This is a genomic window from Actinomadura violacea (genome assembly GCF_017573465.1).
In the GTDB taxonomy this organism is placed as follows: Bacteria; Actinomycetota; Actinomycetes; order Streptosporangiales; family Streptosporangiaceae; genus Spirillospora; species Spirillospora violacea.
In genome coordinates this window covers 42,947-56,384 of sequence record NZ_JAGEPF010000034.1, presented here as the reverse complement: position 1 = coordinate 56,384, position 13,438 = coordinate 42,947, and the positions used below count along the sequence as shown (strand labels likewise).

9 protein-coding genes are annotated in these 13,438 nt (G+C 71.7%); 1 reads left to right on the top strand and 8 read right to left on the bottom strand.

Annotation, left to right across the window (positions count from 1 at the left end):
- Nucleotides 1-152 precede the first annotated feature (152 nt).
- The 6 genes from J4709_RS42755 to J4709_RS42730 all read right to left on the bottom strand — a co-directional run bounded on the left by J4709_RS42755 (nt 153) and on the right by J4709_RS42730 (nt 8,775).
- Complete coding sequence (locus J4709_RS42755; RefSeq protein WP_208250788.1) at nt 153-1,808, bottom strand: alpha/beta hydrolase; 1,656 nt, start codon at nt 1,806-1,808, stop codon at nt 153-155.
- A gap of 376 nt (nt 1,809-2,184) precedes the next feature.
- The gene (ispG, locus tag J4709_RS42750; RefSeq protein ID WP_269757602.1) at nt 2,185-3,378 is read right to left on the bottom strand and encodes a flavodoxin-dependent (E)-4-hydroxy-3-methylbut-2-enyl-diphosphate synthase; all 1,194 of its coding nucleotides are present in this window, start codon (nt 3,376-3,378) and stop codon (nt 2,185-2,187) included.
- A gap of 110 nt (nt 3,379-3,488) precedes the next feature.
- Complete coding sequence (locus tag J4709_RS42745; protein WP_208250787.1) at nt 3,489-4,688, bottom strand: M50 family metallopeptidase; 1,200 nt, start codon at nt 4,686-4,688, stop codon at nt 3,489-3,491.
- Between the two features lie 67 nt (nt 4,689-4,755).
- Entirely contained in the window at nt 4,756-5,976 is a 1,221-nt protein-coding gene (gene dxr / locus J4709_RS42740; RefSeq protein ID WP_208250864.1) for a 1-deoxy-D-xylulose-5-phosphate reductoisomerase, read from the bottom strand.
- Nucleotides 5,977-6,763: 787 nt separating this feature from the next.
- Nucleotides 6,764-7,975, bottom strand: coding sequence for an extracellular solute-binding protein (locus tag J4709_RS42735; protein ID WP_208250786.1), 1,212 nt, complete (start codon nt 7,973-7,975; stop codon nt 6,764-6,766).
- A 452-nt stretch (nt 7,976-8,427) separates the two neighbouring features.
- Nucleotides 8,428-8,775 carry a hypothetical protein gene (locus tag J4709_RS42730; protein WP_173099569.1) on the bottom strand — a complete coding sequence of 116 codons (348 nt, stop codon included), beginning with the start codon at nt 8,773-8,775 and terminating at the stop codon, nt 8,428-8,430.
- Nucleotides 8,776-9,246: 471 nt separating this feature from the next.
- Here J4709_RS42730 and J4709_RS42725 point away from each other — a divergent pair, with 471 nt between their 5' ends.
- Nucleotides 9,247-10,668, top strand: a complete 1,422-nt coding sequence (locus J4709_RS42725; protein ID WP_208250784.1) for a phospholipid carrier-dependent glycosyltransferase — start codon at nt 9,247-9,249, stop codon at nt 10,666-10,668.
- Here J4709_RS42725 and J4709_RS42720 read toward each other — a convergent pair.
- Together J4709_RS42720 and J4709_RS42715 are read right to left on the bottom strand one after the other, a co-directional pair.
- Nucleotides 10,604-12,109, bottom strand: a complete 1,506-nt coding sequence (locus J4709_RS42720) for a CoA-acylating methylmalonate-semialdehyde dehydrogenase (RefSeq protein ID WP_208250779.1) — start codon at nt 12,107-12,109, stop codon at nt 10,604-10,606. The two genes, J4709_RS42725 and J4709_RS42720, sit on opposite strands and share 65 nt — an antisense overlap.
- Complete coding sequence (locus J4709_RS42715; protein ID WP_208250773.1) at nt 12,109-13,437, bottom strand: aspartate aminotransferase family protein; 1,329 nt, start codon at nt 13,435-13,437, stop codon at nt 12,109-12,111. The genes J4709_RS42720 and J4709_RS42715 overlap by 1 nt, the downstream gene beginning before the upstream one ends.
- Nucleotide 13,438: the final 1 nt, after the last annotated feature.

Genomic DNA, 13,438 nt, shown 5'->3' with positions numbered 1-13,438 from the left:
GCGAAATCGTGACAAGATCCACGAATGTTCGTGATGTTGGCCCGCGCCGGCGGCACCGGCGCCCGGCCGGCATGCGAAGAGGGCCCCGGGGATCGCTCCCCGGGGCCCTCCCCGGACGTTCCGCGGCCGGCTGGATCAGCCGGTCACGGTGTTCAGCGGATGACGTCGTCGGTCAGCCGCGCCACCTTCGTCGCCGTCGTGGACAGCGACTTGGCCTTGGCGGACGTCTGCGCCGGCGGCACCGGGTCGCCGAGCTGCGGGACGTGCGTGATGGACTGCCCCGGACGCTCCCCGGTCAGGAAGTACCGGTCGAAGATGGCGTCCACGGCCGCCGAACCGCGGTGCACGATGCAGTGCGTGCGGTCGCCGTCCTGGATCACCAGCTGCGAGCCCTTCAGCCGGCGGTGCATGTCGAGCGCGCCGGCGAGCGGCGTCGCCGCGTCCTCGCTGCCCTCGAACTGCAGGATGTTGCGCGGCAGGTCGCGGTTGCGCCCCACGTCCACCGGCGTGCCGGCCTTGGCGGGCCAGGTGAGGCACGGCGCGTTGAACCACACGTTGCTCCACGTGAGGAACGGGTGCTTCCGGTTGATCCGGACGTTGTCCCGCTCCCACTTCGGCCAGCCCGGCCACTGGACGTCGGTGCACTGCACGGCGTTGTAGACGGCGAACTCGTTGTCGTCCGCACCGCCGGTCGTCTGCGCGCCGAACGTGCCCACGAAGGTGGCGGCGTCACCGGTCTTGTAGGCCTCCAGGCCCACCGCGTAGCCGTTCCACAGCGACTGGCTGCGGCGGTACGCGGCGTTCTGGATCGCGTCGGTCAGCTCGTCCGGGCCGACGGCGAACTTCTGGCCGCTGCTCGGGTCGGTGTAGTACACCGGCTTGGTCTTGAGCGTCGCGCGCAGCTTGTAGAAGAACGAGCGCACCGTGCTCTGCGTCTTGCCCAGGTGGTAGACCGAGTCGTACTTGGCGATCCACCCGAAGTAGTAGTCCATGTTCTTGTCGAACTGGACGTCCTGGTCCAGGTTGGCCTGGTACCACACGCCCTTCGGGCCGACATTGCCGTCCAGCACCATCCGGCCCACGGTCTTCGGGAACATCGTCGCGTAGACCGAGCCGAGGTAGGTGCCGTACGAGGCGCCGTAGTAGTCGAGCTTCTTGTCGCTCAGCGCCTTGCGGATCGACTCCATGTCGCGCACGGAGTCGGTCGTCTTGATGTGGTTCATCAGGCCGATCTTGTCGGCCTTCTTGCACGCGTCCGTGTAGCCCTTGGACTTCTTCAGCCAGACGGAGACCGAGGCGCGGTCACCGGTGCCGTAGTCGGGCCGGGGGGCGTTGGTGTAGTTCGGGTCGCAGCTGAGCGCCGGGACGCTCATGCCGACGCCGCGCGGGTCGAACCCGATGACGTTGTAGGCGTCCTTCAGCGCGGCGGAGTTCTGCGCGAACACCCGCGGGCCGAACAGCGCGCCGCCGCCGCCCGGGCCGCCCGGGTTCACCAGCATGTCGCCCTTGGCGGCGCCGGTGCCGGTGTGCGGGGTGCGGGTCAGCTGCAGCGTGATCTTCTTGCCGTTCGGCTGCGCGTAGTCCAGCGGCACCTGCAGCTCGCCGCACTGCACGATCTTGGAGACCGGGTACAGCCCGTCGTACAGGTCGTGGACCTGCTGGACGAAGTCCGCCGGGCAGGCGTGCCACTTGACCGCGGCGGGGTCGAAACCCCGGGCCGCGGAGGGGCCCGCGGCCTGTGCGCTCGCGGTGCCGAGCCCGGTCAGCCCGAGCCCGGCCACCGCGGCCACGACGACAGTCCTCTTCACATATCCCCCTAACCTGTCGACTCGGATGAGTCAGACATTTGGGTAAACAAGTGAAGATTGTTGTCCTACGGACAAGTCGGACGACAGAGCTTGTCGTGAGCAGATGCCGAATCGTGACAAGATCCACGGAACTTTGTGATCAGCGCGAACGTCCCGTTTCCGGGCGTTCCGCCGGTCGCCCGCGCGGCGGGCGGCGCGGCGGCGGGCGCCGGCACCCGCGTCGACCGGCCACAACGCGAAAAAGGGCCCTCGGGCTCATCACCCGAGGACCCTTTTAGGTCCGTCCAAGACCGCCTACACGGCCACGGCCGTCACGTCACGCCCCCTCGGCGCACGACACGGCGCACGACACGGCGCGCGACGCGGCGCCGATGCGTCAGCTCACCACGACCTGCGCGCCCGGGCCGGACACCGACCCGTCCTCGCCGATCTCGATGCCCATGTCGTCGGCGATGCGCATGGCCTCCTCGATCAGCGTCTCCACGATCTGCGCCTCCGGCACCGTCTTGACGACCTCGCCCTTGACGAAGATCTGGCCCTTGCCGTTGCCGGACGCGACGCCGAGGTCGGCCTCCCGCGCCTCGCCGGGCCCGTTCACGACGCAGCCCATCACCGCGACGCGCAGCGGCACCGGGAAGTCCTTCAGGCCCGCGGTGACCTGCTCGGCCAGCGTGTACACGTCCACCTGCGCGCGCCCGCACGACGGGCACGACACGATCTCCAGGCCGCGCTGGCGCAGCCCGAGCGACTCCAGGATCGCCGTGCCGACCTTGACCTCCTCGACCGGAGGCGCCGACAGCGACACCCGGATCGTGTCGCCGATCCCCTCGCTCAGCAGCGCGCCGAACGCCACCGCCGACTTCACCGTGCCCTGGAACGCGGGCCCCGCCTCGGTGACGCCGAGGTGCAGCGGGTACTCGCACGCGGCGGCGAGCTTGCGGTACGCCTGGATCATCACGACCGGGTCGTTGTGCTTCACCGAGATCTTGATGTCCCGGAAGCCGTGCTCCTCGAACAGCGAGCACTCCCACAGCGCCGACTCCACCAGCGCGTCCGGGGTGGCCTTGCCGTACTTCTCCAGCAGCCGCTTGTCCAGCGAGCCGGCGTTCACCCCGATCCGGATCGGCACGCCCGCGTCCTGCGCGGCGCGCGCGATCTCGCCGACCTTGTCGTCGAACTTCTTGATGTTGCCCGGGTTGACCCGGACCGCCGCGCAGCCCGCGTCGATCGCCGCGAACACGTACTTCGGCTGGAAGTGGATGTCGGCAATGACCGGGATCGGGGACTTCTTCGCGATCGCGGGCAGCGCCTCGGCGTCGTCCTGCGACGGCACCGCCACCCGGACGATCTGGCAGCCCGACGCGGTCAGCTCCGCGATCTGCTGCAGCGTGGCGTTGACGTCGGCGGTGAGGGTCGTGGTCATCGACTGCACCGACACGGGGGCGTCGCCCCCGACCGGCACGTTCCCGACCATGATCTGGCGCGACCTGCGGCGCGTCGCGACCAGGCTCTGCGCCTCCTGTCCGTCGCCCTCGCCGCGGACCGTCGGAATACCCAGTGAAACGCTCATCCCTCTCCTCTGACTCGCTTTGCCCAGCCTAGGCGCCCCGCATGGATGAGGTGACGGCGACCGGCATGGAATAGTGTGACCGCTCGGCTACGTACGGTAAACCTTCGCGCTCATTGCGGCATCTGCAGCGGGTTGACCAGATCCGCGAGGATCAGCAGCACGCCGAGCCCCACCAGCACCAGGACCGCCAGATACGTCAAGGGCATGAGCTTCGTCATATCGACGGTGCCCGGATCCGGGCGCCCCCGGATGCCGTTGAAGCGCACCCGCAACCGCTCGTAGGCGACCACCGCGAGATGCCCGCCGTCCAGCGGCAGCAGAGGCACGACGTTGAGCGCCCCTAGGAAGATGTTTACCGAAACGACCAGCGACAGATACAGGGCGACCTTGTCGCGGACGGTGCTGTGCGAGGAGAAGATCTGCCCCGACACCTCCGTCGCGCCGACCACGCTGCCGACCTGGCCGCCGGGCGAGCTCTGCCGCTCGGGGGTGAACAGCTTCGGGATCGCCGACGGCAGGTCCACCACGATCTGGCCCATACTCTGCACGGTCCTGCCGATGCCGCGGCTCGCGAACACCGCCGCGTTGATCGGGCCCGTCCGCTCGTAGCCGGAGCCGACGACCCGCGCCGACAGCCCGACGAACGGCTCCCCGCCGACGGCCGCCAGATGGATCCGCAGCGGCACCGGCGCGGGCGCCCCGGCGCGCTGCACGACCACCGGCACCGTCTGCCCTGGTTCGGCCTTGTCGATCGCGTCGCGCAACTCGTCCCAGTTCGCCACCGGCGTGCCGTTGAAGGACAGGACCCGGTCGCCCGCGCGCAGCCCGGCGGCCTTCGCCGGGGACTCCGGCCGCCCGCCGCCGCAGCCGTCCTGCAGCCGGGCCGGCACGCACGCGCTGACCTGGTCCACGGTCGTGGTCACCGTGCCGGGCTGGCGGACGCCGACCGTCATCGCCATCACCATGAGCAGCACGAACGCGAACACGAAGTTCACCACGACGCCGGCGGCGATGACGATCGCGCGCCGCCCGGCGGGCTGCCGGTAGAACGCGCGCGGCCGGTCGGCCTCGTCGACCTCCTCCAGCGGCGTGTACCCGATGATCTTGACGAAGCCGCCGAGCGGGATCGCCTTGACCCCGTACTCGGTCTCGCCGCGCGTACGGGACCACAGCGTCGGGCCGAACCCGACGAAGTACTGCGTGGCCTTCATCCCGAACCGCTTGGCGGTGAGCAGGTGCCCGCCCTCGTGGAGCATCACCGACACCAGCAGCGCGACGACGAACGCCACCGCGCCCAAGGCGAAGGCCATCCGATCCCCCTTCCGGGTTCGGTCCCGCCCGAGGGATCTCCCCCGCGCCCGGCCGGCCCCGCGGGGCTCAGCCCAGGCCGGTCGCTTCCCTGGTCCGTGCGCGCGCCCAGCCGTCGGCGGCCAGCACGTCGTCCAGCGTCAGCTCGCCGGACGCGCCGGACCCGTGCTCCTCCATTACCCGCGTGATCGTGTCGACTATCCCCAGGAACGGCAGCCGTCCGGCGCGGAACGCCTCCACACATTCCTCGTTGGCCGCGTTGTAAACGGCGGGGACCGTCCCGCCGAGCTCGCCGGCGCGGCGGGCGAGCGCGACGGCGGGGAACGCCTCGTCGTCGAGCGGGAAGAACTCCCAGGTGTGCGCCCGCGTCCAGTCGACGGCGGCCGCGGCGCCCGGAACGCGGTCGGGCCAGTCGATGCCGAGCGCGATCGGCAGCCGCATGTCCGGCGGGCTCGCCTGCGCGAGCGTCGACCCGTCGGTGAACTCCACCATCGAGTGGATCATCGACTGCGGGTGCACCACCACGTCGATCCGGTCCATCGGGACGTCGAACAGCAGGTGCGCCTCGATGACCTCCAGGCCCTTGTTGACCAGGGTCGCGGAGTTGATGGTGATGACCGGGCCCATGTCCCAGGTCGGGTGCTTCATCGCCTGCTCCGGCGTGACGTCGGCCAGCTCGGCGCGGGGCCGGCCGCGGAACGGGCCGCCGCTGGCGGTCAGCACCAGCCGCCGCACCTCGTCCGCGCCGCCGCCGCGCAGGCACTGCGCGAGCGCCGAGTGCTCGGAGTCGACCGGGACGATCTGCCCCGGCCGCGCCCGCTCCTTCACCAGCGGCCCGCCGATGATGAGCGACTCCTTGTTGGCGAGCGCGAGGGTGCGGCCCGCGTCGAGCGCGGCCAGCGTGGACGCCAGGCCGAGCGCGCCCGTCACACCGTTCAGCACCACGTCGCACGGCCACGCCGCCACCTCGGCGACCGCCTCGGGACCCGCGACGATCTTCGGGATGGCGTAGTCGCCGGAGGCGTAGCCGCGCCGCTTGGCCTCGGCGTAGAAGGCCAGTTGCAGCTCCTGCGCGGCGGACGCCTTCGCCACCGCGACGACCTCCGGGCGGAACTCCAGCGCCTGCTCGGCCAGCAGCCCGACCCGCTCACCGCCCGCCGCCAGCCCCGCCACCCGGAACCGGCCGGGTGCGCGGCGGACGACGTCGAGGGCCTGGGTCCCGATCGAGCCGGTGGAGCCGAGGACGACCAGTTCGCGTGCGGTGGGCGCTGCGGCGCCAGAGGGAGACATCACCGGACCATTGTCGGCCATCGCCGCGCGGGCCGCCCCGGCCGTTAACTCGCGATGATCTTGAACGGGTGCCGGCACGAGAGCCTTTGCCGCCCTTTTCACCTTCACTAGCAGGGACAACACCCGTCCACGCCTATAAAGGAGTGACGTGATTCGACTCCCGCCAGGGGGATGGGGACATGGACCGGACGGGCGAGCCGACGTTCGACCCGGGAACGCTGAGCACCGCTCAGCGCCTCGGCGACGCCTGCGTCGTCTGCCGCAAGAAATGGCCCCGGCCGCGCGTCCGCATCGGCCGACTGCCGGACTCGTCCGGGGTGTTCGCGTGCGACGACTGCGCACCCGCCCCGCCGGCACCCCGCACGCCGCGGGGCCCCCGGGAGCCGCTCACGAACGCCGGACGGCCGGCCGGGGAGCCGGCCGCGGCGCGGACGACGGCCATCGACGCCGTCGTCGTGGAGGTCTCTCCAGGGAGAAGGGTGACCCGGGCCTTCGGGGGGACGCCCGGGACCACCCGAGGAGCGCGCCCGGCTGGGGGCGGTCGGGCGCGCTCCACTTAATTCAAGCCCGGCCCGAGGGGCTCGCCTGGCGGCTCGCCCCTCGACCGTTCTTGGGCGAGCGCGACCTCGCTTCGCGAGCTTCCCGGTGGGGCTCGCCTTCGGCTTCGCCCCACCGGTCAGATAGCGCGCTCGCGTGCGGGCGGGGGTTGTTGCGTTCGGACGGCTGAGGTCGTTGCGCAGGTTCCGGTTCGCGTGTGGAGCCTTCTTGTTGCGTCCGGGGTGGGGCTTCAGGCCTTGGTGGACTCGATCCAGGTCTTCGTCCACTCGGCGTAGTCGGTGCAGCCGGTCTTCTTGGCCTTGCCGCCGCAGACGCGGGTCGGCGCGTGGGCGAACATGATCTTGTCGATGTAGTCGCGGTCGCCGACGTGGAAGGCGCTGCAGAAGCCGGCGCGCAGGCGGTCGCCGGAGCACGCCTGCGGGTTGGCGGGGGCGACGCCCGTCCACTCGGCCACCTGCTGCTGCACGTCCGGGGACGCGGTCCACTGCAGCCACTGGTACATGCAGTTCGGGTGCTGGACGCGGGCGCCGATCATCCAGGCGTCCGCCCAGCCGGTGACGCCCTCGGCGGGCTCGGCGGCCTGGACCGGCTTGCCCGCGCGGTCCAGCACGTCCACCTGGTAGGGGCCGGCGTCGCCGAGCACGGCCGCTCCCCCGGCGAACGCGCTGATCGCGTCGGCGGGCTGCTCCCAGTACTTCAGGACGTGGGGGCGCTGCCGGGCGAGGACGCGGCCGGCGGCGGCGAGCTGGCGCGGGGTCAGCGAGTACGGGTCGCCGATCTTCAGCTTGCGGTCGTGGCCCTTGAGGTAGAGCGCCGCCTCGGCGATCGAGAGCGGGCTGTCGTGAACGACCAGCTTCCCGGAGAAGCGGCGGGCCTGCTCGGGGTCGAACAGCGCAGACCAGCTCGACGGCGGCTGGACGGTCCGGGTGTCGTACATGAGCATGTTCGCGCCCCACACGTACGGGACGCCGTAGTACTTGCCGTCCTGCTTGAGCAGGCCGCGGAGCTTCGGCTCGAGCTTCTTGTAGCCGTCCACAAGGCTGGTGTTGACCGCGGTGACCTGGTGCTCGCCGACGAGCCGGCCGGCGACCTCGGGCGGCGCGGCGACGCCGTCGTAGCGGCGGTCCTTGTCCCGCATGAGGTCGTACATCTCCTGCGGGGTCTTGACCAGCTTGACGCCCACCTTGCAGCCGGTGCGCTCCTGGAAGGGGGTGACCCAGTCGACGCGCGGGTCGGTGGTGCCGCTCTCCACCGAGCCGGGCATGGCCAGCAGGTCCAGGGAGCCCTCGCCGGGGCCGAGGGTGCTCGCCACCTTCGCGACGCCGACCGGCTCGGGGTTCTCCTCGCTGCAGGCGCCGAGGCCCGCCGCCGCCAGCACCGCGGCCGCGGCCAGCGCCGCCAGCCTCCCGACGCCCGTCCGCCGGCCGGCCCTCCGCCGCATGTCGCTCCCGATCCCCCTCCGCGGAGCCGTCCCCCTCGCGGACGGACCCATCGGCGCAGCGTAGCGCCTCCGGCACGGCGGGGCGGCTCCCGCCCCGCCCGCGGCACCGGCGGGGACGCCGCGGCACCGCCATTCACGGCGGTGCGGAGGGTCGTTCACAAGCCATTCGCCGGTTTCCGGCGGGCACTCTTCCGACTCGTGTCGCGGGGCGCCGGACTTACAGCAGATCGCTACTCGTGCAGTTCATCTGAAGGGGCCGTGCGGTTCCGGTATGCCGGACCATTCGTAAAGCCTTTTCGGTCCGTATACGAAAACGGCACGGCCCCGGGAGGACGGCGGGTGCCGGTGTCCGCGCCACACGGAGGTTGCTGGAGAGGAATGTGGCGCGGGCTGCCGCCCTTCCCGGGGCCGCGGCGCAGCCGGTGGACGTGGCGAGGTTGGGGAACAGCGGATCACCTTGCAGTGCTGCCTGGCCACGCGATCACCGGCGCCCGGCGCAGCGGCGGCGGTGTGACGCCCTCGAGACGGAGGAGATTCGAGGGACGCCGCGCGCTCTGCCGGGGGTCGCGGGACGGCCGGAGGCCGTCGTCGGCGGGGGGTCGCCTGGGTGCGGTGTGCTTGACCACCTCTATCCGTGCGATGAGGGTCTGCGGGGTGTCGGCCTCCAGGAAGTCGCCGACGTCGCGCTCGCGCGGCGGCAGCGCCCACCAGTGCCGGGTGAACGGCCCGAACCAGATCGTCCAGCCGGGGAACCGCCGGCCGAGCGCGTCGACCTCCGCGGCGTGGTCGTCAGCGGTCATGGCGCGGCTCTCCTGCCCGTCCCGTCCCACCGGTCACCGGAAACGCCGGATCCCGTTCTGACTCCGGAGCCTGACTTTTAATTTCGCCCCTTTTAATTGACAGTGCGATTGTGTCGCCCGCCACAGACCCCGTCAATGGGTGGAGCCATTATTCGTCGGGCCGCGGCGGACGGAAATCAACGACGGAAATCCACGGCCGTGGGAAAGTACCGGACGGCGGGGCCTGCCTGCCGGTTCGCACCGGGCCGGGCGGGGCGGATCACGGGGCGCAATCCCGCGTTCACCGGGGCGTCACCGGCCCGGGCTAGCGTGGCCGCCGTCCGCGTTCCGACATCGAGCAGCGGGAGGCCGTCCCGCGTGATGCCACGACTTTTTGCGCCATTTATTGCCATCTGGGCGTTTCGTCGGCATCTCCGCCATGCGCCGTTCGTTCTCGCGCTCGCGGGCGGTGCCGCACTGCGCTGGACGGCGGTGCTTGCCTACCCGCACGGGCTGTGGTTCACCGGCGACTCCTACTTCTACGTCGGGTACGCGCTGCGGCCCGCGCCGGCGCCCAGCAAGACGCTCGGATACTCGTTCCTGCTGCGCGCGCTGGAGCCGCTGCACAGCCTGACCGCCGTCGTCGTCCTCCAGCACGCCATGGGCCTGGCGATCGCCGTGATGGCGTACGCGGTGCTGTGCCGTGCCGGGCTGCCGTCCTGGGCGTCCGCCCTGGCCACGCTGCCGCTGCTGTACGACGCGTACCAGATCGAGCTCGAACACCTGCTGATGTCCGAGACGCTGTTCATGTTCCTGATCGCGGGCGCCCTGACGCTGCTGCTCTGGCGCGTCCGCGACGGGAGGGGCCCGCCCTGGTGGACGGCCCTGGCCGCCGGCCTGCTGCTCGGCTACGCGGTGCTCGTCCGGTCGGCGGGCGCGCCCGTGGTCCCGGTCGTCCTGCTCTGCCTGCTGCTGTGGCGTGGCGGGTGGCGTCCGGCGCTGGCGTTCGGCGCGGCCGCCGCGGTCCCGCTCGCCGCGTACGCGCTGTGGTTCCACGCCGAGCGCGGCACGTACGCGCTCACCACGTCCGACGGCATCTACCTGTGGGGGCGGACGGCCGGGTTCGCCGACTGCGCGAAGATGCGTCCCCCGCCGGACGAGGCGGGCCTGTGCCTGGCCCCGGGCGCCGCGGAGAGGCGCGAGGCGCCCGGTCACCTGATCTGGCGCGGCGACATCCCGCCGCGCCGGCTGCCGGAGCCCGTGGTGTCGCCGCAGGCCAACAGCACGCTGCGCGACTTCTCCATCCGGGCGATCCTCGCGCAGCCCGGCGACTACCTGGAGGCGGTCGGCGAGGGCGTAGGGCGCGCGTTCAGCCCGCACAGGTACCGCTACCCGACGTCGACGACCGAGCGGCTGTACCACTTCCCCGACCGGCCGCAGCTGTTCCCCAGCGGCCTCGCCTACGCGGTCAGGCCCGGCGCACCGGGCACCGTGCTCGCCGACGCGATGCGGTACGGGCGGACGCCGGCGCCTAGCGAAGTCGTCCAGCCGTACGCGGACCGCCTGATCGGCTACCAGAGGCACTGGTTCCTGCCGGGACCGGCGATCGGCGCCGTTTTCGCGCTCGGTGCCGTCGCCGTCCTGGGGGCGCGCGGGCGGCGCCGCGAGGTCCTGATGGTGTGGGGGTCGGCGGGGACGCTGCTGCTGTTCCCCATCGCCAGCGCCGACTTCGACTACCGCTACGTCGTCCCCACCGTGCCGTTCGCGTGCCTGGCCGTGGGCCTCGGACTCTCGGCGCTGCGCGTCCGCGCGGCCGGCGAGGACACCGGCCGCACGGACGCGCAGACCCTCAGCCGTTGGTGGGGAACCCCAGGTTCACGCCGCCGTGAGAAGGATCGAGCCAGCGTGCCGTGACGGCCTTGGTGCGCGTGTAGAAGTGCACGCCCTCCATGCCGTGCGCGTGGCTGTCGCCGAACAGCGAGTCCTTCCAGCCGCCGAACGAGTAGTACGCCATCGGCACCGGGATCGGGACGTTGACCCCGACCATGCCGACCTCCACCTCGTTCTGGAAGCGGCGCGCCGCCCCGCCGTCGTTGGTGAAGATCGCGGTGCCGTTCCCGTACGGGTTGGCGGAGATCAGCTCCATGGCCTCCTCGTACGTACCGGCCCGCACGACCGCGAGCACCGGGCCGAAGATCTCGTCCTTGTAGGCGTCCATCTCCGGGGTGACGTGGTCGAGGACGGTCGGGCCGAGCCAGAACCCGTCCCCGCCGCCGCCGAGGACGGGCGTCTCGCGGCCGTCGATCGCGAGGGTCGCGCCCTGCGCGACGCCGCTGTCGAGGTAGGAGGCGACCTTGTCGCGGTGCGCCCCTGTGACCAGCGGACCCATCTCCGACTCGGGGTGGTCGCCGGGGCCGATCCTGAGCTTGGCGACCCGCTCGCGGATCTTCGCCATCAGCTCGTCACCGACCGGGTCGACGGCGACCACGACGGAGATCGCCATGCAGCGCTCCCCCGCCGAGCCGAAGCCCGCCGACACCGCCGCGTCCGCGGCGAGGTCCAGGTCGGCGTCCGGCAGCACCAGCATGTGGTTCTTCGCGCCGCCGAGCGCCTGTACCCGCTTGCCGTTCGCCGCGGCCGTCCCGTAGATGTACCGGGCGATCGGCGTGGAGCCGACGAAGCTGACGGCCTTCACGTCCGGGTGGTGCAGCAGCCCGTCCACCGCCGCCTTGTCGCCGTGGACGACGTTGAACACCCCGTCCGGCAGGCCCGCCTCGGCCCACAGCTCCGCGATCCGCACCGACGCCGACGGGTCCTTCTCCGACGGCTTGAGCACGAACGTGTTCCCGCACGCGATCGCCACGGGGAACATCCACATCGGCACCATCGCCGGGAAGTTGAACGGGGTGATCCCGGCGACCACGCCGAGCGGCTGCAGGATCGAGTACGCGTCCACCTTCGTGGACACGTTCTCCGAGAACCCGCCCTTGAGCAGGTGCGGGATGCCGCAGGCGAACTCCACGACCTCCAGTCCGCGCGCGACCTCGCCCGCCGCGTCCGACAGCACCTTGCCGTGCTCGGCGGAGATCAGCGCGGCCAGCTCGTCGCGATGCGCGGCCACCAGCTCGCGGAACCGGAACAGCACCGACGTCCGCTTGGACAGCGAGGCGTCCCGCCAGCCGGGGAACGCGGCCTTCGCGGCGGCGACGGCCGCGTCCACCTCGGCGGCGGACGCGAAGTCGACCTGCCCGGCGACGCGTCCGGTCGCGGGCTCGTAGACGTCGCCGCGCCGGGCGGCGTCCCCGTCGAACGGCTTGCCGCCGATCCAGTGGGTGATGTGCTTGCTGTCGGTCATCAGGCGGTCTTTCCGGTTGCGGTCTTCGCGGTGTCCGCGGTGACGGACTCCAGCGAGGCGATCAGGATGCCGAGGCCCTCCAGGGCCTCCGCGTCGGTCAGGGTGAGGGGCGGTGCCATGCGCACCACGTTGCCGTACAGGCCGCCCTTGCCGACCAGCAGCCCCCGCTCGCGGGCCGCCTCCATCAGCGCGGCGGCCAGCGGCGGGCTCGGCTCGCCGGTCTCCGGGTCCGCCAGCTCGATGGCGAACATCAGGCCCTTGCCGCGGACGTCCTTCACGACCGGGAACCGCGCCGCCGCCTCCCGCAGCCCGCCGATGATGGTCGCGCCCTGCTTGGCGGCGTTGGCCTGCAGGTCGTGGTCCAGGACGTAGTCGAGGGTCGCGTTCGCCGCGGCCATCGAGACCGGGTTGCCACCGAACGTGGAGATCCCGACGGCGTGCAGGCAGTCCATCAGGTCTCCGCGCGCGACGACGCCGCCGACCGCGAACCCGTTCCCGAGGCCCTTGGCGAACGTCATCATGTCGGGCGTCACGCCGTGGTTGTCGATGCCCCAGAAGCCCTGCCCGGTCCGTCCCCACGCGGTCTGCACCTCGTCGGAGATGAACAGGATGCCCGCCTCGTCCAGGACCTCCTTGTAGGCGGCGAACAGCCCGTCCGGCGGCATGGTGAACCCGCCGACGCCCTGGATCGGCTCGGCGATCAGCGCGGCGACGTCCCCGCCGGTCGCGGTCGCGAGGACGTGCCGCAGGTCCTGCACGCACGCGTCGACGTACGCCTCGTCGGACATCCCGGCGAACTGCGGGAGGTGGCGGTCGGCGCCGTGCAGGAAGTGCACGTTCAGCGGCGAGTAGGACAGGTTCGTCCAGGCGCGGTTGCCGGTGATGCCCGTCGCGCCGAACGAGCGGCCGTGGTAGCTCTGCCGCATCGCCAGGACCTGGTCGCTGCGGCGCGCGTACGCGGCGAGCAGCAGCGCGGTCTCGTTCGCCTCCGTTCCGGAGTTGGCGAAGAACACCTTCGCGTCCGGGATGCCGGACAGCCGGGCGATCTTCTCGGCCAGCTCGACCTGGCCGCGCAGCAGGTAGGCGGTGGAGGTGTGCACGACGCCGGTGGCGAGCTGGCGCTCCACCGCCTCCCGCACCTCGGGCACGTCGTACCCGATCATGTTGGTGAGGATGCCCGTGAAGAAGTCGAGGTAGGTCTCCCCCTCGGCGTCGGTCACGCGGTTTCCCTTGCCGCCGACGATCTCGATGGGGTCCTGGTAGTTGAGCGCCATCCAGGACGGCATGACCGCCCTGTGGCGCCGGAGCAGGTTCGCGTGTTCCGACATG

What these genes read in the sequence shown, in the direction of transcription:
- J4709_RS42715 (WP_208250773.1), bottom strand. Translation starts at nt 13,437, where the DNA reads ATGTCGGAACACGCGAACCTGCTCCGGCGCCACAGGGCGGTCATGCCG.
- J4709_RS42745 (WP_208250787.1), bottom strand. Translation starts at nt 4,688, where the DNA reads ATGGCCTTCGCCTTGGGCGCGGTGGCGTTCGTCGTCGCGCTGCTGGTG.
- ispG (WP_269757602.1), bottom strand. Translation starts at nt 3,378, where the DNA reads ATGAGCGTTTCACTGGGTATTCCGACGGTCCGCGGCGAGGGCGACGGA.
- J4709_RS42720 (WP_208250779.1), bottom strand. Translation starts at nt 12,109, where the DNA reads ATGACCGACAGCAAGCACATCACCCACTGGATCGGCGGCAAGCCGTTC.
- dxr (WP_208250864.1), bottom strand. Translation starts at nt 5,976, where the DNA reads ATGTCTCCCTCTGGCGCCGCAGCGCCCACCGCACGCGAACTGGTCGTC.
- J4709_RS42735 (WP_208250786.1), bottom strand. Translation starts at nt 7,975, where the DNA reads ATGCGGCGGAGGGCCGGCCGGCGGACGGGCGTCGGGAGGCTGGCGGCG.
- J4709_RS42730 (WP_173099569.1), bottom strand. Translation starts at nt 8,775, where the DNA reads ATGACCGCTGACGACCACGCCGCGGAGGTCGACGCGCTCGGCCGGCGG.